Below are 22,067 nucleotides of genomic sequence, written 5' to 3' on the forward strand. Positions count from 1 at the left end.
TGCACTTTAGCCAAGTTTGGAGCCTTTAATCTATTAAAATAAAGTAAAAATTTAAGGCTTTGTTTTTTTTCCTACTTTTACCACCTGATTTCTAATGGTTTGGTATGGAGAAATATTTTACTCCTGTTAAGATATGGATACTATTTTTACTGGTCGGCTCCCCTGTATTGGGTGCCTTCTGGTCGAGCCCAGATCTTAAATCCTTTAGTTACCCTCAACCATCTGAAAATTATACCGCTTCCTGGTATGAATCGCCTAAAGGAATTTTTGCTGTGGGGTTTGATGATTGTGATGAGGATACTACTAAACCCACAATCTTCACAAAAAATATTACTGTTCAACTTAATGCTTCCGGTTCAGTTTCTATTACTGCCGCTCAGGTAGATAATGGCTCTGATGATAACTGTGGAATCAAAAATTATATGCTTGATAAAACTCAGTTCGACTGTGGTGACATTGGCACAAATACGGTTACCCTCACGGTAATTGACGAAAACAATAATTCGAACAGCAAGACGGCAACTGTCACTGTGGAAGATCAGGTCTTACCTGTGGCTAGAGCAAAAAACATAACAGTTCAACTAGATGAAAATGGGAATGCCACTATCGATGAAGATGCAGTTAATGACGGATCATCTGACGCCTGTAGCGGATTAGTATTCGATACGAATATCACTAGCTTTGACTGTTCTGATGTTGGAACAAATACTGTAATTCTTACTGTCACCGATGCCAACGGAAACAAATCTACAGCGAATGCGACTGTAACTGTAAAAGATGAGGTGAAACCTGTCGCTAAAGCTAAAAATATAACGGTTCAACTGGATGCTAACGGAAACGCAACTATCGATGAAGATGCAGTTAATGACGGATCATCTGACGCCTGTAGCGGATTAGTATTCGATACGAATATCACTAGCTTTGACTGTTCTGATGTTGGAACAAATACTGTAATTCTTACTGTCACCGATGCCAACGGAAACAAATCTACAGCGAATGCGACTGTAACTGTAAAAGATGAGGTGAAACCTGTCGCTAAAGCTAAAAATATAACGGTTCAACTGGATGCTAACGGAAACGCAACTATCGATGAAGATGCAGTTAATGACGGATCATCTGACGCCTGTAGCGGATTAGTATTCGATACGAATATCACTAGCTTTGACTGTTCTGATGTTGGAACAAATACTGTAATTCTTACTGTCACCGATGCCAACGGAAACAAATCTACAGCGAATGCGACTGTAACTGTAAAAGATGAGGTGAAACCTGTCGCTAAAGCTAAAAATATAACGGTTCAACTGGATGCTAACGGAAACGCAACTATCGATGAAGATGCAGTTAATGACGGATCATCTGACGCCTGTAGCGGATTAGTATTCGATACGAATATCACTAGCTTTGACTGTTCTGATGTTGGAACAAATACTGTAATTCTTACTGTCACCGATGCCAACGGAAACAAATCTACAGCGAATGCGACTGTAACTGTAAAAGATGAGGTGAAACCTGTCGCTAAAGCTAAAAATATAACGGTTCAACTGGATGCTAACGGAAACGCAACTATCGATGAAGATGCAGTTAATGACGGATCATCTGACGCCTGTAGCGGATTAGTATTCGATACGAATATTACTAGCTTTGACTGTTCTGATGTAGGACCAAATGCTGTTGTTCTTACTGTTACCGATACCAATGGAAACAAATCTACAGCGAACGCGACTGTAACCGTAGAAGATGAGGTAAACCCTATTGCAAGTGCGCAGGATTTAACCATTTACCTCGACGAAAAAGGAACAGCATCCATTACTCCTGAAGAAGTGAACGATGGATCTTCAGATAACTGTGGAATAAGTGGCCTTAGCCTAAACAAAACAACTTTCAATTGTTCCAATACAGGAGATAACCAAGTAACCCTGACAATCATCGACGTAAACGGAAATTTAACCACGGCAACAGCAGTTATTAAAGTAATTGACGACATTGATCCAGAAATTCCAACTTTACAGGATCTTAACTGGAGTTGCGGCAGAGAAATAACAGATTTTCCTACCACTACAGACAACTGTGATGAAGTGATAACAGGAACCACAATAAATGACCTTAGCTTCAATAATTTTGGGGAATATATAATTACCTGGACTTTTACCGATTCTTCTAATAATTCCGTTACAGCAGACCAGAAAATCATTATTCCTGAACCCACTGTTGATGTACCCGCAATTGACGGCAGCGAGTTTTGTAATACTGAAACTATTCCTGCTGTAACCTTTACCGGTAATAATTTAGCAAACAAATCTTATTCCTGGTCTTATAAAAGTGCTTCCGGAAGCAGTCTTGATATTGGACTGGCTTCAAGTGGAACTGGAAATATCCCTGCTTTTACGGCAAAGAACAACACTAATGAATCTGTTACCGCTGTAATTGAGGTTATTCCTTTCGGGAATGCCTGTGAAGGGGATGCGACCAGTTTTTCCATCACCATACATCCCACTCCATCGATCACAAAACCTAATGATATTGTGGTATGTGAAGGAGAAACGATTAGTAAGATTGATCTTTCACACGTATCGGTAACAGGAAGTGAAGTAGCATGGAGTAATGATAACACCAATATTGGTCTTAGTCCTTCAGGAAATGGAGATATTGCTGCATTTGTCGCCACCACTAATGGCACTCATGTGACCCAGGTAGCCACTATTAGTCTGACTCCTTCAGCAAATGACTGTACCGGAGAAGTAGAGACCTTCACCATAACTGTAAAACCCAGGCCGGAAGTAAATGTTTTTCCTGATTCCCAGACGTATTGTAACGGTCAAACAACAGAGATCCTGTCTCTTGGCGCTAATGTAACCGGCACTAAATTCAATATTTCTGGTGGTTCGGCTATTGGATTATCCAACAGGACTAATGTGACTGAAATCCCGGCGTTTACTGCTAAAACCGGAACGGCAACTGTGACGATAACCCCTGTGGTAAATGGGTGCACAGGAACACCTGTAAGTTATGATGTTACTGTAAATCCCACCCCGACAGTTTCAGTGAGCCCGGCGAGCCAGCAAATATGTTCCGGAGAAAGCACTTCCATTAACTTAAGCGGCAGTGGGACTTCGTTTTCCTGGACTATTGCTGAAGCAGGCAATGAGATCACCGGAGCTTCTGAAGGCTCGGGAAATCAGATTATTCAGACGCTTTCCAATAGCAGCTCCCAGCCCCAGGTTGTAAAATACCGAATTGTGCCTGAAGCAAATGGATGTACTGGTACGCCCATAAGTGTGACTGTTACTGTGAATCCTCTTCCTTCATTAATTATAACCAATCCTGAAACTATTTGCTCCCCGGCAATAGTAGATTTAACAAGTCCCGAAATCACAACCGGTTCTACACCTAACCTGACTTTCACTTACTGGAAGGATATTTCGGCCTCCATTCCTCTCAGTAAACCTACTGAAACCAGTGTGGGAACTTACTATATTAAAGCAGAGAACACTTATGGTTGCTCTGTAATAAAACCGGTTGTGGTAACCGAAAAACCCACTCCCAATTTAACCAGCCCCACACAGGCAGCCGGGTTTTGTTCAGGAACGGCCTTTGAGTACACTTTCAGCAGCGACATACCCGGAACTGAATTTCGCTGGACCCGGCCCCAGATTTCCGGAATCTCAACACCCGCCAATAGCGAAACCGGCAATATTAGTGAAGTTTTAATCAATACTACCACAAACCCCATAGCGGTAGTATATGAAGTTATAATGGTTTCTCCAGAAGGTTGCATTCAAACAGCCCAGATAGAAACAACTGTAACTCCTACTCCTTTATTAAGCAGTACCCTTAGCCCGGATGGGGTTTGTAGTGGAACAGAATTTGGATATATTCCTACCAGTTCCACAGGAGGTACAGTTTTTTCGTGGACCAGAGCCGCGGTATCCGGAATTAGCAATGAGACCAGTAGTGGCACAGGTGCTATTAAAGAAGTTTTAAACAATACCACTCAACAAACGCTTGGAGTTACATATCGCTTTGTACTAAGCTCCAATAACTGTACTAATCCTCAGGTTTACAATGTTGTTGTATCAGTGACTCCTTCTCCTGATACCGAGGTCTCTGCTTCTAGAAATGGAGGAGCTCAAGTTACCGATGAGATAACCATCTGCCGGGGAGACAATGTAGATTTGTTCTCTAAAACTTCTTTTGCAAACAGTACAAATTTGCCATCGGAATTACTGAGTGCCAATTTTAATACAGGAAAAGACGGGTGGCAAACCCCTACTAATGGAAACAGGTGGCGGTTGACTAATAGTGGAACCGTGGCTTACGAAGAATGTAGCTGGGTCTTTGTTCGGGACAATAGCTGGTGGGGAGGACGTTATGAATACCGCTGCGAAGAAGTCTATTTCAACTCCAGTACCAGTGATCAATTTTTTCTTGTAAACAGTCATAGTTATACCGGTAATTTTAATGATGTAAAACTCACAAGCCCCAGCTTTAACACTGAAGGATATAATACGCTCCAGCTCACTTTCTGGCATCATTACAGAGACGGAGGAGGAAGACAGAACAGAGATTATGGAATCTTAGAATACAATACCGGAAACGGCTGGCAAGAAATTGACACCTATACTTCTACCGAGGGCGAAGCAGGAAATTTTGTAAAAAAGACTTATAACATTAGTAACCTGGCAGGACAAAAAAATGTGCAGATCAGGTTTAGATATGACAACGCAAATGATGACTGGTATTGGGCTGTAGACAACATATCGGTTACAGGAGATGGTGTGGCTGCTCCTGAAGTAAAATGGACCAGTGATGTTAGTGACTGGACATCGACAGATGCTAATCCAAAAAATGTCAATCCTCAGCGCACCACGGTTTATACTGCCACCTACACCGATCCAGATACCGGTTGTCCTGGCAGTGCTTCAGTTAAAGTTGTGGTGAATCAGCCAGAGCCACCATCTATTACTGCAAATTATTGCGGCGATTCAACCTGGATAGAGCTCGTTTCTGATAATGAGCATTTAACTTACAAATGGGAATCAAGAGGAGAACTATTGGGTACAAATAGAACTCAGAATGTTCAGATAGCTTCAACCTATACACTCACCGTCACCAATGAGTTTGGTTGTGAAAGTTCGGCTTCTATAAATGTTTCTGAAGAACTATTAGTGAATGGAAATTTTGAGAATGGTGTAAATGGCTTCTATACGGAATATCGCAACAAAACTAATTCGGGTGATCTTTATCCAGAAGGGGATTTTGCTGTTGACAGGGATGCAAGTGATTATCACAATGATTTTGACGGAAGAGATCATACTTCGGGGAATGGTAAGTTTATGATTATTAATGGGGCGCCTGGATCAGGAAAAGTCATTTGGCGGCAAACCATTGAAAATATTCAGCCTAATACTGATTATTATTTCAGTGCCTGGGGAACCAATGTTAACCCTAAAACCCCAGCAAGACTGCAATTTCGGGTAAATGGGGTACCCACAGGAACCATAGCCGATCTAAGAAATATCGCTGTTGGGGAATGGATTCAGTTCTACAGTAACCCCTTCTGGAATTCTCAAAACGCTACTACAGCCACACTTGAGATCATCAATTTAGAAACAATTCGCAATGGTAACGACTTTGGTTTGGATGACATCTCCTTTGGTACGCTTGAGCAAATAAAATTTTCAATTGACCCCATACCGGCTACATTTTTATGTGAGGGAGAAATACTGGAAATTACTCCAGAATTTAAAGGAGGAAGGGAGCCGTTTGAATATACCTGGACAAGCCCGAATGGAGAGGTAGTTTCATCTGAAAAAAACCTTATAATTGAAAATGTCACGGCAGATATGACCGGACAGTATAAATTAACAGTAACCGATTTTTACGGGTGCGAACCGCAAGAGGCTTTAGCTGCTGTGAATATCCTGGGAATAGATGCAGGTGAAGATCAAATTTTGTGTTCTAATATAGGAACCGTTCAGCTGAATGGTAACATATCAGGATCAAATGGTGGTGGCACCTGGTCTACCAATGGATCCGGTACTTTTTCTAATAATAAGGCCCTGGATGCCACATATACTCCGGGAGAAACTGACCTTACTTCTGAAAACGGGGTAACGCTTACCTTAACCTCTAATGATCCTAACGCTACCTGTACCGATGAGGTGAATATTTCTTTTTACAATTCTCCCCTTGCAACCGTTTCTGTCACCCCTGTAAATTGTTTTGGTGCACAGGATGGTACTGCAACTGTAACCGTGACAGAAGGAACAGGAACAGCTCCTTTCACCTATCAGTGGAAAGACCAAAACGGAAATACTGTTGGAACAACCCAAACCGTTACCAACCTTTCTCCAAGTGAATCGGGTTATTCTGTAATTGTTACAGACGCCAATGGCTGCCAGGTAGATGTTACCGGCCCACCTGTTTTAGAGCCTTCAGCACTACAAATTGACAACACTTCGGTAACGAATGTCACCTGTTTTGACGGCGAAGATGGTAGCGCCACAATTTCTGTCAGTGGAGGTATGATTACGGGTGATTCCCCTAATTACACTTTAACCTTACTAAACAACAACGGATCTGAAGTTGCTTCAGAAGTAAACAATACCACAGGGAATTTTGAGGTAACCAACCTTAAAGCCGGAGCTTATACTTTTACCGCAAATACAGCATATGGTTGTACCCTGCTTTCTGAAAATATTACTATAGATCAGCCATTAGAAATTATTGTGGATGCAGGTGAAGATATCATTGTTGCTGAATGTGGCATAAGTAAAATTCAGTTAAACGCCATACCTGTAGATCCTAACCTGGGGACTGGCAGATGGGAAGTTATTGCAACTGTACCAACCACTAGTAATTCACCCACTTTTGAAAACGAATTAGCTCCAAATACCTGGTTCACGGGGCAGGCAAATACAAAGTATGAAATAAGTTGGGTAGTAACTCCTATTGTTGAAGAATGTAAAATAAGTGACACGGTGGTAATTGAACTTCCCCCCGCCTGTAGCCGATTGAACTTTGATGGAAACGACGATTTTGTAGATCTTGGTGATCACTACGACATGGTGAACAGCAACCTCTCTATTGAAGCCTGGATAAAACCTCATGATCTTACCGGAACAAGAACTATAATTTCTAAACGGGAAGAAGATAAATTAAATTCTGGCTACGATCTTATCTTAAGCAATGGAGCTCCTGCTTTTAGGGTCGGAAATAAGAGTGTAACTTCTGTAAACTCACTAACAACAGATCGTTGGTTTCACGTGGCAGGGGTATATTCTGGCAACGAACTGCAGCTGTATGTAGATGGCATCCTGGTAAAATCCAATTCGGGTATTACCCCAAATGCTATTGTTGACAATAGTGCCCCGGCTATTATTGGAGCTACTTACGCTTCTTCTTTTAGTGGAAGTAAAAATAACTTCTCAGGCTTTATAGAAGAGGTTCGAATATGGAATACAGGAATTTCTGTTGAGCAAATAAGGTTCTACATGAATCAGCGGCTGGAGAAAATCAATGATACTCAGGTAAACGGAAGTGTCTTAGGAAATGATCTAAACCTGCCAAACGCTCCCGAAGTACAGTCGTGGAGTAAACTGCCCGGTTATTATCAACTCCTGGCCGAAGAAGGCCTGATAGCTAACGGCTTTACCGTCAACCTTGGAAACCTGGGAAATACAGCAGATGGAAACCTGAAGAACATCGAAGATATGCAGGAAAACACTGCACCTCTCCCCTACAAACTTTTTACAAATGATGGTAACTGGTTTGACAAAAATACCTGGCAGCTGCCCAATCCGTACAACGGAAGAAATATCAGCATGCCAAATGTATGGAATGCTCCAAACACCAGCGGGATAAATGGGGATGCAATTAACTGGAATATTGTAGATCTTAATGGTAAAAAAGTCAACAACCCAACTTCCTCTCAGAATATTACCCTCTTGGGCTTACTGGACAAAACAGGTACTCTTACTTTAAAAGGAGAAAATAATAAGAGCGGTACCAGCCTAACACTAACTCATTATTTTAAGCTGGACGGCGTACTCGATCTTAATGGAGAATCACAGCTTTTACAGCCAGAAGGCAGTAAGGTAGAAGGATCGGGATACCTAGAACGAGACCAGCAGGGAACTGCCAGCAGCTATAACTACAATTACTGGAGTTCTCCTGTAAGTATAAAAGGAAATGCTCCCAACTCAGGATACAAACTTATTGATGTTCTTATGGACGGTAGTAAGCCAGAAAATCCCAAACCCATAGATTTTAATCCTCAGTATCATTATGCAGATCATAATTATTCTGAAGAAGGTCCTATTCGAATTAGTTCCTACTGGCTCAATCAGTTTTTCGGCAAAGCCGGGGAATACAGCAAGTGGAAACAGATCACTCCCCAAACCCTGGTTGCCACTGGAGAAGGCTTTACCATGAAAGGGTCTAGGGGAAATAAAGACATAAAGGAACTCCAAAATTACACTTTTAGAGGTATGCCCAATAATGGAACTATTACCCTGAACATTGGACTGGATCAAAATTATTTAATTGGAAACCCATACCCTTCAGCCATTGACGCAAGTGAATTTATTAGGGATAACTTAAAGAATGTTCCCTTAGGCAGAAACTCTCAAAATGTATTTAATGGCTCAATTTATTTCTGGTCCCATTTTGCAAATAAAACCCACATTCTTACTGAATATGTAGGAGGTTACGCAATTTACAACCTGGCCGGTGGTATTCGCGCTATTGCCAATGACGCCAGGATCAATAACCAGAACCCAAACCGCCAGGGCGGAAAGAAACCACGCCAGTATATTGCTGTGGGCCAGGGATTTTTTATCAATACCGTTTTAAACCCGGCATTGTCGCTTAATCCAAATGTGACAATCACAGGTGGAGAGGTTAAATTCAATAATAGCCAGCGGGTATTTCAAACAGAAGCAGATTCCACAAAAGTTGTTTTCCATTCTATGGAAAAGAAAACAGTGAACCAGAATACTACAGCTGAAGATACTCCTAAGGAGGAAACCAGGATGAGACTTTGGTTGAAATTTGAATCTCCGGCAGGTTACCATCGCCAGCTACTGGTAACCCGTGATACCGCTACCACTTCAGGTTTTGACCTGGGTTATGACGCACCTCTTATCGAAAATAATAAAGAGGATATGTACTGGCTTATGGGAGAAGAGGAGGATAGACTGGTAATTCAGGGAGTACCCGATTTTGATACTGAAAGGGTCTTACCTCTGGGACTTAAAATTTCTACGGAAGGAGAGTTCACCATTGCTATAGATGAAATGGAAAATATCCCCGATGACCTTCCAATATATATTAGAGACAATGCTACCGATACTTATTACAACCTGAGAGCATCTGATTTTACTACAACAATTGAAGCCGGTGAAATTCATGATCGTTACTCTCTTGTCTTCCATGAGAAAAAAGATGATACAGAAGATCCCGGTGATGGGGATGATGGTGACGATAACGGTGATGGAAGTGGTGATGGCGACGGCGATGGAAATGGCGATGGAAATGGCGATGGCGACGGAAGTGAACAACCCGAAGAACCCACTCCTGCTCAGGGTAAATTTAATTTAGTTTATTCATCAAAGTATAAAGAGGTGGTAATTCAAAATCCAGGCCTGTTACCTCTCAAAAAGGCTGTTTTGTTCAATGCTTTAGGACAGGAAATACATTCCTATTCCAATATTGAGCTTGAAAAAATCAGCAAATTACCGATAAAAGTCCCAAATAAAGGCATGTACTTTGTACGTGTTTATACCGAAGATTTTACCCGGGTGCTAAAATTCCTTGTGGATCGGATAGATTAAGGTTTTTTTGCTCAATCCTTTCATCATATTTTTATCAATACCTGAAAGATGTAACAGCACTGAATCACAACTCTCGAAAAGTTATTTCAGCAATAAAACCAAGTACAAAAGAACCCATTAAAAGGATCTGGAAGTGATATCCAGGCAGATTAAACCCTAAAAGAAGTGTATTTAATCGGATTTTTAATTCTTTTACCGATTAAAAAAAGGAATAAAAGAACACAATCTTGAAAATTTTCCTACTTTTACCTGCTGATTTTTAATGGTTTGCCATGGGGAAAATCTACAATTCTCTCAAAATTTTGGTCTTTTTTTTACTACTGACAAGTTCGGTACTGGCATCCTTTTGGAATAACTCTACATCAAATACTTACATTTTCCCTCAGGAACATCAGCCTCAGGCACAAAGTTGGGCGGAATCTCCTTACGGAATTTTTTCTGCTTCTTTTCAGGAATGTAGTCTTTCGGCCAGTTTGTCTTCAACTAACATCACTTGTAATGGCAACAGTGACGGATCAATAAATATTTCCGGAGCTTCAGGAGGGAGCGGAAGTTATCAGTACAGCATCGATAATGGAAACTCCTGGCAGGATTCGGGTAATTTCCAAAATCTTGCACCTGGGAATTATCAGGTACTTATTACTGATAAATCTGATACTTCCTGCCGGGTTACCTTGAATCCGGATCTAGAGATCTCTCAGCCAGATATCCTGACTCTCACCAACTCTACCACCGCGCCCGTTTCCTGTAATGGAGGAAACGACGGTAAAGTAACTGTCGGCACTGTTGCAGGTGGAAATTCAGGTTATACCTATAGCATTAATGGAGGTGGTTTCTCAACAGCAACTACTTTTTCTAATCTTTCCGCAGGAGATCATGTGATCACTGTAAAAGACAGCAAGGGCTGTGAAGCTTCGGAAACGGTTACAATTTCTCAGCCAAATGTACTGACTCTCACAAATTCCACCACCACGCCCGTTTCCTGTAATGGAGGAAGTGACGGAAAAGTAACTGTCGGCACGGTTGCAGGCGGGAATTCAGGTTATACTTACAGCATTAATGGAGGTGGTTTCTCAACAGCGAATACTTTCAACAACCTTTCCGCAGGAGATCATGTGATCACTGTAAAAGACAGCAAGGGTTGTGAAGCTTCAGAAACTATTACAATTTCTCAGCCAGATGTACTGACTCTCACCAACTCCACCTCCACGCCTGTTTCCTGTAATGGAGGAAACGATGGAAAAGTAACTGTGGGCACTGTTTCAGGTGGAAACTCAGGTTATACCTACAGCATTAACGGTGGTAGTTTTTCTACAGCCATTACTTTTAATAATCTTTCTGCAGGAGATCATGTCATCACTGTAAAAGACAGTAAGGGATGTGAAGCTTCGGAAACGGTCACTGTTTCTCAGCCAAATGTACTGACTCTAATAAACTCTACCACCACGCCCGTTTCCTGTAATGGAGGAACCGACGGAACTGTAACTGTCGGCACTGCTTCAGGCGGAAACTCAGGTTATACTTACAACATTAATGGAGGTGGTTTCTCAACAGCGAATACTTTCAGCAATCTTTCCGCAGGAGATCATATCATTACTGTTAGAGACAGTAAGGGCTGTGAGGTTTCAGAAACAGTGAATGTTTCTCAACCCGATGTTTTGACCCTCTCAGGATCTACCTCCACTCCCGTTTCCTGTAATGGAGAAAACGACGGAACTGCAAGTGTAGGAACTGTGGCAGGCGGAAATTCAGGTTATACTTACAGCATTAACGGTGGTGGTTTCTCAACATCAACTACGTTCAGCAATCTTTCCGCAGGAGATCATATCATTACTGTTAGAGACAGTAAGGGCTGTGAGGTTTCAGAAACAGTAAATGTTTCTCAACCCGATGTTTTGACCCTCTCAGGATCTACCTCCACTCCCGTTTCCTGTAATGGAGAAAACGACGGTAAAGTAACTGTGGGCACTGTTTCAGGTGGAAACTCAGGTTATACCTACAGCATTAACGGTGGTAGTTTTTCTACAGCCATTACTTTTAATAATCTTTCTGCAGGAGATCACATCATTACTGTTAAAGACAGTAAGGGCTGTGAAGCTTCAGAAACAATAACAGTTTCCGAGCCAGATATCCTGACTCTGACTAATTCCACCACCACGCCTGTTTCCTGTAATGGTGGCAACGACGGAAAAGTAACTGTCGGCACTGCTTCAGGCGGAAATTCGGGATACACCTATAGCATTAATGGAGGTGGTTTCTCAACAGCCACAACTTTTAATAATCTTTCTGCAGGAGATCACGTGATCACTGTAAAAGACAGTAAGGGTTGTACAGCTTCGGAAACTGTTACTATCTCCCAGCCAGATGTCCTGACTCTCACCAACTCTACCAGCACGCCCGTTTCCTGTAATGGTGGCAACGACGGAAAAGTAACTGTCGGCACTGTTGCAGGTGGAAATTCAGGTTATACCTACAGCATCAATGGAGGAAACTTTTCTACAGCCACTACTTTCAATAATCTTTCTGCAGGAGATCATGTGATCACTGTAAAAGATAGCAAGGGTTGTGAAGCTTCGGAAACAGTTACAGTTTACGAGCCGGACGTACTGACTCTAACAAACTCCACCAGCACGCCCGTTTCCTGTAATGGAGGAAGTGATGGAACTGTAATTGTCGGCACTGTTGCAGGCGGAAATTCAGGTTATACTTACAGTATTAATGGAGGTGATTTTTCAACAGCGACTACTTTCAGTAACCTTTCCGCAGGAGATCACGTGATCACTGTAAAAGACAGCAAGGGCTGTGAAGCTTCGGAAACGGTTAATGTTTCTCAACCCGATGTCCTGACTCTCACCAACTCTACCAGCACTCCTGTTTACTGTAATGGAGGAAACGACGGAAAAGTAACTGTCGGCACGGTTGCAGGTGGAAATTCAGGTTATACCTACAGCATCAACGGTGGTAGTTTTTCAACAGCCACTACTTTCAATAATCTTTCTGCAGGAGATCATGTGATCACTGTAAAAGATAGCAAGGGTTGTGAAGCTTCGGAAACGGTTACAATTTCTCAGCCGGACGTACTGACTCTCAGAAATTCCACCACCACGCCTGTTTCCTGTAATGGAGGAAACGACGGTAAAGTAACCGTGGGCACTGTTGCAGGTGGAAATTCAGGTTATACCTACAGCATCAACGGTGGAAACTTTTCTACAGCCACAACTTTTAATAATCTTTCCGCAGGAGATCATGTGATCACTGTAAAAGACAGCAAGGATTGTGAAACTTCAGAAACTGTTACAATTTCTCAGCCAGATGTACTGACTCTCACAAATTCCACTACCACGCCCGTTTCCTGTAATGGAGGAAACGATGGAAAAGTAACTGTCGGTACTGCTTCAGGTGGAAATTCAGGTTACACCTACAGCATTAATGGAAGTGGTTTTTCAACAGCCACTACTTTCAGCAACCTTTCCGCAGGAGATCATGTGATCACTGTAAAAGACAGCAAGGGCTGTGAAGCTTCAGAAACTGTGACTATTTCTGAGCCAAACGTATTGACTCTAACAAATTCCACCACCACTCCCGTTTCCTGTAATGGAGGAAGTGATGGAACTGTAATTGTCGGCACTGTTGCAGGCGGAAATTCAGGTTATACTTACAGTATTAATGGAGGTGATTTTTCAACAGCGACTACTTTCAGTAACCTTTCCGCAGGAGATCATGTGATCACTGTAAAAGACAGTAAGGGCTGTGAAGCTTCAGAAACTGTTACAATTTCTGAGCCGGAAGTATTGACGATGACCACCGAACCTGCAACTACACCAGTCACCTGCCATGGAGGAAGTGATGGCATGATCACCGCCGGAACTGTTACAGGCGGAACATCTCCTTACGAATTCTCTGTAGATAATGAGAATTTCTACTCCACAAAACTTTTTGAAAACCTCCCAGCCGGAAATCACACGATCTTCGTAAAGGATGCTAATGGTTGTGCAGTACAGGTACCGGTGACATTATCACAGGCGGACCTTATGAACGCACAAGTCACCAAAACCGATGTGAGTTGTGCAAATGGAAATAGTGGCGCCATTAATATTTCAAACGCTTCAGGAGGGCATGGCTCTTATGAATACAGCATTGATGGAACAAGCTGGCAATCGGCTGCCAGCTTTAGTCAACTTATTGCCGGAACATATTCCGTAGCTATAAGAGATGCAGCATACCCTAACTGTGTCGTAGTGCTTAATTCAGCATTAAAAATTAATCAGCCGGCCCAACCACTATCTGTGGTAAATACAAACATTCAGCGGACCACCACCTATGGCACAGCCACTGGTTCAGCAACTGTAGATTTTACCGGAGGCACGCCGGGTTACACCTATGAATGGCACAAAAAAGGAGAAACTGCAATTCTTCAAACTACAAAAACGGCAAATTATCTGGTTGCAGGAGAATACGAAGTAACAGTAACCGACAACAAGGGTTGTAAGCTTACTACTACTGTCCACATATATGATGCTATCCATGCCCCAATAATTCCCACCTCTGTATGCGGCAGTGATACCGACATTATTAGAACCTCATATTTTGAAGTAGAAGATCTTTCTGCGAAGGGCGGAGTGGGACCTTATACCTATTCCTGGAATTTTGGAGCAAATGCCACTCCCGCTACAGCTACCGGCCCGGGATCTCATAAAGTTATTTATTCTGCCACAGGAAATAAAGATGTAAAACTTACGGTTACTGATGCTACCGGAGTTTCAAAGACCATTTCCATCATACATTATGCAGGGGAATGTTTTGTTGACGACTGCGGATCAAATGACTTTGGAATTAGTCCGTTTTACATCGGTGATGCCAACGGAAACAAAATTACCAGTGAAACCTGTGATGATGATATTTCAAAATTCATCTACTTTGATCTGCCTTCTGGCCCCACACGGTATTCGCTATATATGGAATATATATTTTCTATAGAACACCCCAATGGGGAAGTAACCCGCCTGAACAGAGGCAGGTGTCTATACGATAAACAGGCAATACCTCAAAAAGTAAAAACCATTGAGGTTGATTGGAATTGCGGAGACATACTCGTTGTAGAAAATGTATACCTTACCTTTTCCAACAATAGCAAATGGACGTGCGGACAGGGCCCCAATCCTAAATGTTATTCCACCAATAGTCCCGAGACGGTACAGGCTCCGTTATTTGTCATAGTTACTGCAAATGAATTACTGTGCTACGGTTCTAAAAACGGCACTGTAACCGCAAAAGCTTCCGGAGGAAAAGCTCCTTATTATTTCAGTATTACCGGTTCAAATGGAACCTATCAAAGCTCTAATGTGTTCAATAGTCTCGAAGCAGGCACTTATACAGTTTGGGTGAAAGACAGTGAAGGCAAAAAATTTGAATCGGAGGCTGTAGAGATCATCCAGCCGCTTGCCCCAATTACTATCAACTTAACTTCTGTTAATCCTGCCTGCTACGGTGAAAAAGGGAAAGCTACAGCTTCACCGCAGGGAGGCACCCCCTTCATTGATGAAAACGGCAATAGTTACTACGAATATCTCTGGAATGATCCAACAGAACAAACCACAGCTACTGCGATAAATCTACTTGCAGGCAACTACACTGTAACCGTTATTGATGCCAATGGCTGCCAGGCTATCGTACCGGTCACTATTACCCAGCCTGAACAGCTGACTGTTGCTGAAACTGGTCCCGATCAAACGTTTGGATGCGGATTTTACGATACTGTTCTGGAGGCAAATACGCCCGTGACCGGCGTGGGAACCTGGACGGTAATTGATGCCCCAAATTCAAGCTGGACACTTGCCGAACCAAATAGCCCAACCTCAGCTTTTAGCGCCCCGGCAGGTATTTACACGTTAAGATGGACAATTGCCCATGCCGATGGCACCTGCGGAACAAGTAGTGACATGACGGTTAATTTTAAAGGCGATTGCAGTACTCTAGATTTTGACGGAGTAGATGATTACGTCTATATTGGAGACAGAAATAACTTTTCTTCAGATTTTTCTATGGAAGTCTGGATTAGACCGAAGTCTGTTCAGGGATTAAAAACAATTATTTCAAAACGTAACACAGCTGCATTAACTTCCAGTGGATATGACCTGGTAATCAATAATGGTGCACCCACGTTTAGATGGAATGGAAATTCGGTTTCTACTTCACACAAATTAAGCACCACCCGCTGGTACCATCTTGCAGTGGTTTTTAAAGGCAGTAGCGTTGAGTTATATGTAGACGGCATCAAGGTAGGAAACTCTACCGGCTCCAAACCAACAGCCAATTCGTTCCCATTTCTTATTGGTGCCATGTACAACGCAGGGAATCCCGAAGTACCGCAAAACTATTTTAAAGGCTGGATGGAAGAACTCAGAGTGTGGAACACCGCCCTCTCTGTAGAGCAAATAAGGTTTATGATGAACCAGCGCATTGAGCCCAATGGTAGCCTTGTAAAAGGAATAATTCTCCCCATGAATGTTCCTGAAAATTTATCCTGGTCATCCCTCGCAAGTTATTACAGGCTTATTGCTGAAGATGCTAAAGTGGCCCAGGGAATAGCAGTAGACAGGGCAAATAATGGTGTAGACGGGCATCTGCGGAATATTGAAAGCCTTCAGCAAAATACTGCTCCCCTTCCTTATATTTCCGAAGCTGATGGCGCATGGAAAACCCGGACGGCATGGGATGTTCATATAGGAGATGACGGAGAGAATTTCTGGACCTGGCCCAATGATAAGGGGATCAATGGAGAAAACATCAATTGGAATATTGCCTATGTCACCCACAAGCAAAATTCCGGAAGCCAAAATATTACGCTGCTTGGATTTTTACTAAATGGAGGAAAGTTGGATATGCTGGGTGAAAACCCTGTACGCACCTCCAGCGGAATTCAGCCTGGAACCGGAAATGGCCTCACCATAACCAAATACCTCGATCTTGGTGGTTTTATAGACCTGAATGGAGAATCACAGCTGGTCCAGACCCAGGGTAGTATTTTAGTTGGCAATGGCAGCATACAAAAAGACCAGCAGGGAACCGCCAGCAGTTACAATTACAATTACTGGACATCACCGGTGAGTATTAGCGGTCAAAACAGCGGTTACAAAATCGCTTCAGTACTAAAAGATGGTACAGACCCTACCGATCCAAAAATTATTGACTTTAATTATCAGTTTCATTGGGCAGACAAGGCTATGGCCAGCCCTATTAAAATAAGTTCTTACTGGCTGCATAAATTCTTTGGAGATTCAAACGAATACAGCCAGTGGGAAAAGATCAATGAAAGTACAACGCTCTTAAAATCGGGAGAAGGATATTCCATGAAAGGATCTTCGGGCTACAGTGAAATTCTGGATCTTCAGAATTACGTGTTCACCGGAATGCCAAATAACGACACCATTTCATTAAATATCACTACCGGAAAAAATTACCTTATTGGGAACCCTTACGCATCGGCTATTGATGCCAATGAGTTTATTCTCGATAATTTGGAGGATAGAAGAAACGGCACGAATGTTTTTAACGGTTCCCTTTATTTCTGGTCGCATTTTTCAGGCAACACGCACTACCTGCCCCTTTACATTGGCGGCTATGCAGTGTATAATCTTTCTGGCGGAATTAGAGCCATAGCAAATGACGAACGTATTAATGCTACAGGAGATGAAGGTGGTGAGAGGCCGCAACAGTACATTCCGGTGGCCCAGGCCTTTTTTGTAAGTACCGCCCTCGATGAATCTATCACTTCTCAATATGGCGTTAGCATTGATGGAGGAGAAATTTTGTTCAGGAATAGTCAGCGTTTCTTTGTTTCTGAAATTGCCCCCACAAAATCGGTGTTTCATTCCCAGGAGAAAAAAGGCTTAAATGAGCCTAAATCTTCTACCGCGGAAGGCAGAAAAAGGATCTGGATCAAATTCCGTTCCCCTGAAGGTTACCACCGTCAGCTTCTGGTTACAGCTGATGAAAATACGACTTCAGGATTTGACCTTGGCTATGACGCTCCCCTTATAGAAAACAACAGGGAAGATATGTACTGGTTGTTCAATGAATTAGAGGCCATTATTCAGGGGGTGCCCGATTTTGGAGAAAGCAGGGTGTTGCCATTTGGCATCAAGACTTCCAAAGGAGGCCAAATTACCATTGCAATTGATGAGCTTGAGAACATAAGCGAAAATGCTCCAATTTTTGTAAAAGACAATGATACCGACACCTATCATAATTTACAGGAATCAGATTTTACTGCTGAAGTCGCAGCGGGAAACATCCATGACCGATACGCCATAGTCTTTAAAGGCAATCAACCTTCCGAAGAAGATCCGGGAGACCCTGATGAAGGAGGTGATGACGACGGCAGCAATGGAGGTGACGACAGCATCATCATTGAGAAACCTCAACAACCTCAACCTTCCTCAACGGGATTAGAGGTCCTTTATTTGGGAGAATCAAAGCAGCTCGTCATTAAAAATTACGATTTATTACCTGTCAAAAATGTCATTTTATACAACACTGTGGGGCAGGCAATCTATTCGTACAGCAAAAACGAAATTGAACAGGGAAGCATAATAAAATTACCGGTAGAGGTTCCGGTTAAAGGAATGTACGTCGTGCGGGTGTACCTGGAAGATTCGAGTGTGGCTCTCAAGTTCCTTGTAGATTAAATAAATTTGCCGAAATGAAAAAAGAGGTCTCAAAAATGGCATTTTTGACCAGCCCCCAATAAGTGTTCAACTTTTGGGGGCTAGATTATTTTTTGAGGTTCCTTATTTTTTATACTTCAGGGGTAGATGCACCACCTTTTTGGTCTCAAAAAAATCTTCTTCAAAGAAATCTGGCAGCTCATAGATCACGGCTTTGGGATAATCGGCCAGTTCTTCAGAAAGGTCTCCGCCTTTTAGGTAGAGAATTCCGTTTTTAAGTTCGTGTTTGCTCTGTTTCGCAATCTTACCGGTGGTCCAGTGTACAAAAGTAGGCATGGCAGCAACCGCCCTGCTTACAATAAAGTCGTAATGCCCCGGCACTTCTTCTACCCTGGCGTTGGTAGTGTGAACATTTTTTAGGCCCAGGCCTTCAACCACTTCATTGACCACTTTGATCTTTTTACCAATACTGTCTACAAGGTGAAAATTGGTTTCGGGATGCAGAATGGCAAGGGGAATACCGGGGAAACCGCCTCCTGTGCCCACATCAAGGATTGATGCGCCGGGAAGAAATTCCTGAACTTTGGCAATTCCCAGAGAATGCAGCACGTGCCGAAGGTAAAGTTCATCAATGTCTTTACGGGAGACTACATTTATCTTAAGATTCCAATCCTGGTACAGTTCCTGCAGTTTAGAAAACTTATTCTTCTGATCTTTTGAGAAATTGGGAAAATATTTTTCGAGAAGCTCCAAACTTTTTTATTTTTCAGCAAAAGTAATAATTTAAAGCATTAATTGTGAAGTGCTATACTCGTAGAGAATTATAATCTTTTACCTTTGTCATTTACATACAAAATTTTTAATGAATACACCTACAGTACGTTTTTCCCGGACAGATTCAGCAAAGTTCTTCCGAACCCTTAATAGCAGGGTGAATGCCTATTTCAAAGAAAACAACCTTTCAAAAAGTGGAAACTGGAAGCTTCACCTCAAAGCCGTGGTCATGTTTTCCCTTTTCTTAACTCCATACTTTCTCATTCTTACCCTTGACATTTCTCAATGGTGGATGTTATTACTTACTATAGTGATGGGAATAGGTATGGCCGGTGTGGGTATGAATATTATGCACGATGGTAATCACGGCTCCTACTCTTCCAAAAAATGGGTAAATAATCTAATGGGTGGTACGATCTACGTTTTGGCAGGAAACGTTTACAACTGGCAGGTACAGCACAATGTTCTGCATCACACTTATACAAATATTCACGGCCACGATGAAGATCTGGATGCCGGCAGGATCATACGTTTCAGCAAACACGCCAAATGGCACAGCTTTCATAGGTTTCAGCAGTATTATTCCATATTTTTATATGGGCTACTTACCTTTAACTGGGCACTCACCACCGATTTTAAGCAAACCAAGAGGTATCTTGCCCGTAAACTTTCTTACGGAAAAATGCCAAATCCGGTAAAGCAATGGAGCATCATAGCCATCACTAAACTTATATACGTGGCTATCTGGATTGTCATCCCAATGCTTATCCTGTCTATCGCCTGGTGGAAGATCCTTATTGGGTTTTTCATAATGCATTACACTGCAGGCCTTATTTTGAGTGTGGTATTTCAACTGGCTCACGTTGTAGAAAAAACCGACATGCCTTTACCCGATGATACCGGTTCTATGAAAAACACATGGGCCATTCATCAATTATTTACCACGGTAAATTTCTCTACCAAAAATAAGTTAGTCAACTGGTTTACCGGCGGATTGAATCACCAGGTAGAGCATCACATTTTTCCGAATATTAGTCATATTCATTACAACAAACTATCAAAAATAGTGAAGGAAACAGCTAAAGAATGCCAGCTGCCTTACAATGAGTATAAGACCACCCGGGCAGCCATTACCGCACATTTTCGCCATTTGCGCGAAATGGGAATGAAGCCTTCAGTATCATCTTAACTATTAATCTACCATAACTATCAACCCTTTTTAACATGTACCAACTATCTGATCGCATTAACAACATGTCTACCTCTCAAACCCTGGCAATGGCTGCCAAGACCAGAGAGCTTAAGGCAGAAGGAAAAGACGTTATAGGCCTTAGCCTGGGAGAACCCGATTTTAATACTCCCGACTTTATTAAAGATGCCGCCATACAGGCCATCAATGAAAATTACAACGCCTACACGCCGGTAGACGGTTACGTGGAGCTAAAAGATGCTATTATCAACAAGTTCAAGAGAGATAATGGCCTCACTTATGATCGTTCCCAAATTGTTGTTTCAACAGGAGCAAAGCAATCCCTGGCCAACGTTGCGATGGTAATGCTCAACCCTGGGGACGAAGTGATCCTTCCCTGCCCTTACTGGGTGAGCTATGCCGAAATTGTGAAGCTGGCCGAAGGCGTTCCCGTAGAAGTACCTACTTCAGTTGAATCAGATTTTAAGATGACACCTCAGCAACTTGAAGCTGCCATTACGCCCAAAACTAAAATGTTGTGGTACAGTTCTCCTTCAAATCCAAGTGGGATGGTTTACAGCAAAGAAGAACTTCGTGCTTTGGCCGATGTTTTGGTAAAACATCCGCAAATCATTGTGGTGAGCGATGAAATTTATGAGCACATTAATTTTGTGGGAGGGCACGCCTCTATGGCAGAGTTCGAAGATATGTATGACCGTGTAGTCACTGTAAACGGAGTTTCAAAAGCTTTTGCCATGACCGGATGGAGAATTGGCTACATAGGAGCCCCAGCCGAGATTGCGAGAGCCTGTAACAAAATGCAGGGCCAAATCACCAGTGGTGCCAACTGTATCGCACAACGTGCGGTGATCACTGCATTAGAAGCTCCTGTAAGCAAGATCCAGTACATGATCGACAGGTTTAAAAGCCGCAGAAAGTTGATCATTGATTTAATGTCGGGCATTGAAGGTTTTGCCATTACAGAGCCAGAGGGTGCTTTTTATGTTTTCCCAGATATTTCCTATTTCTTCGGAAAGACCATCAATGGCTACGAAATTAAAGATGCAACCGATTTTTCTATGTTCATTTTGGAAAGAGCTTTGGTAGCTACAGTAACCGGAGATGCTTTTGGAAGCCCAAACTGCATCAGGTTCTCTTATGCCGCAAGTGAAGCCGAAATAGAAGAAGCCATGAATCGCATTAAAAATGCTATTTCTGAAAAATAATTTCTTCTGAAATTTATAAAAAAATCCCTGCTGAAGAAGTAGGGATTTTTTGTTTATGCCTGAAGCATTTTGAACACAAGACCTCCCAAAAATGCCATTTTTGAAGAACATTTTCAGTCATGGAAATTCAAATGGATCATGCTCGTCACGGATTATAAATCCGCGACATCTAAATACTGATACTTCTATTTCCCGTTGATTTCCGCAGATAAAAAAGAACAGATTTGAATAATGAAAATCACTAACTTCTTAATTTTAGAATCCCAATACTAAATCACGCCGCTTTGTGGAATGCCTTCCGGGAAAACACTTTCCAAAAATGCCATTTTTGAAGAACATTTTCAGTCATAGAAATTCGAATAGAATTCTTCTCGTCACG

5 protein-coding genes are annotated in these 22,067 nt (G+C 42.3%); 4 read left to right on the forward strand and 1 reads right to left on the reverse strand.

All coding sequences use genetic code 11. From position 1 onward, the window contains the following. Positions 1 to 104 precede the first annotated feature (104 nt). Positions 105 to 9,833, forward strand: a complete 9,729-nt coding sequence (locus tag VS868_RS02455) for a LamG-like jellyroll fold domain-containing protein (protein WP_345599081.1) — start codon at positions 105 to 107, stop codon at positions 9,831 to 9,833. A 272-nt stretch (positions 9,834 to 10,105) separates the two neighbouring features. After that, positions 10,106 to 18,520, forward strand: coding sequence for a LamG-like jellyroll fold domain-containing protein (locus VS868_RS02460; protein WP_345599082.1), 8,415 nt, complete (start codon positions 10,106 to 10,108; stop codon positions 18,518 to 18,520). Between the two features lie 102 nt (positions 18,521 to 18,622). On the opposite strand, the gene rsmG is transcribed toward VS868_RS02460, so the two are convergent. Beyond that, a complete protein-coding gene (rsmG, locus tag VS868_RS02465) occupies positions 18,623 to 19,252 on the reverse strand; it encodes a 16S rRNA (guanine(527)-N(7))-methyltransferase RsmG (protein WP_345599084.1) in 630 nt (209 codons plus the stop codon). A gap of 109 nt (positions 19,253 to 19,361) precedes the next feature. Between rsmG and VS868_RS02470 the strand changes: the two genes are divergently transcribed. Then, positions 19,362 to 20,462, forward strand: coding sequence for an acyl-CoA desaturase (locus VS868_RS02470; protein WP_266070710.1), 1,101 nt, complete (start codon positions 19,362 to 19,364; stop codon positions 20,460 to 20,462). A gap of 35 nt (positions 20,463 to 20,497) precedes the next feature. Beyond that, positions 20,498 to 21,688, forward strand: coding sequence for a pyridoxal phosphate-dependent aminotransferase (locus tag VS868_RS02475; RefSeq protein ID WP_266070709.1), 1,191 nt, complete (start codon positions 20,498 to 20,500; stop codon positions 21,686 to 21,688). The last annotated feature ends 379 nt before the right edge of the window (positions 21,689 to 22,067 follow it).

This window comes from Salinimicrobium sp. 3283s, assembly GCF_039602225.1.
In the GTDB taxonomy this organism is placed as follows: Bacteria; Bacteroidota; Bacteroidia; order Flavobacteriales; family Flavobacteriaceae; genus Salinimicrobium; species Salinimicrobium profundisediminis.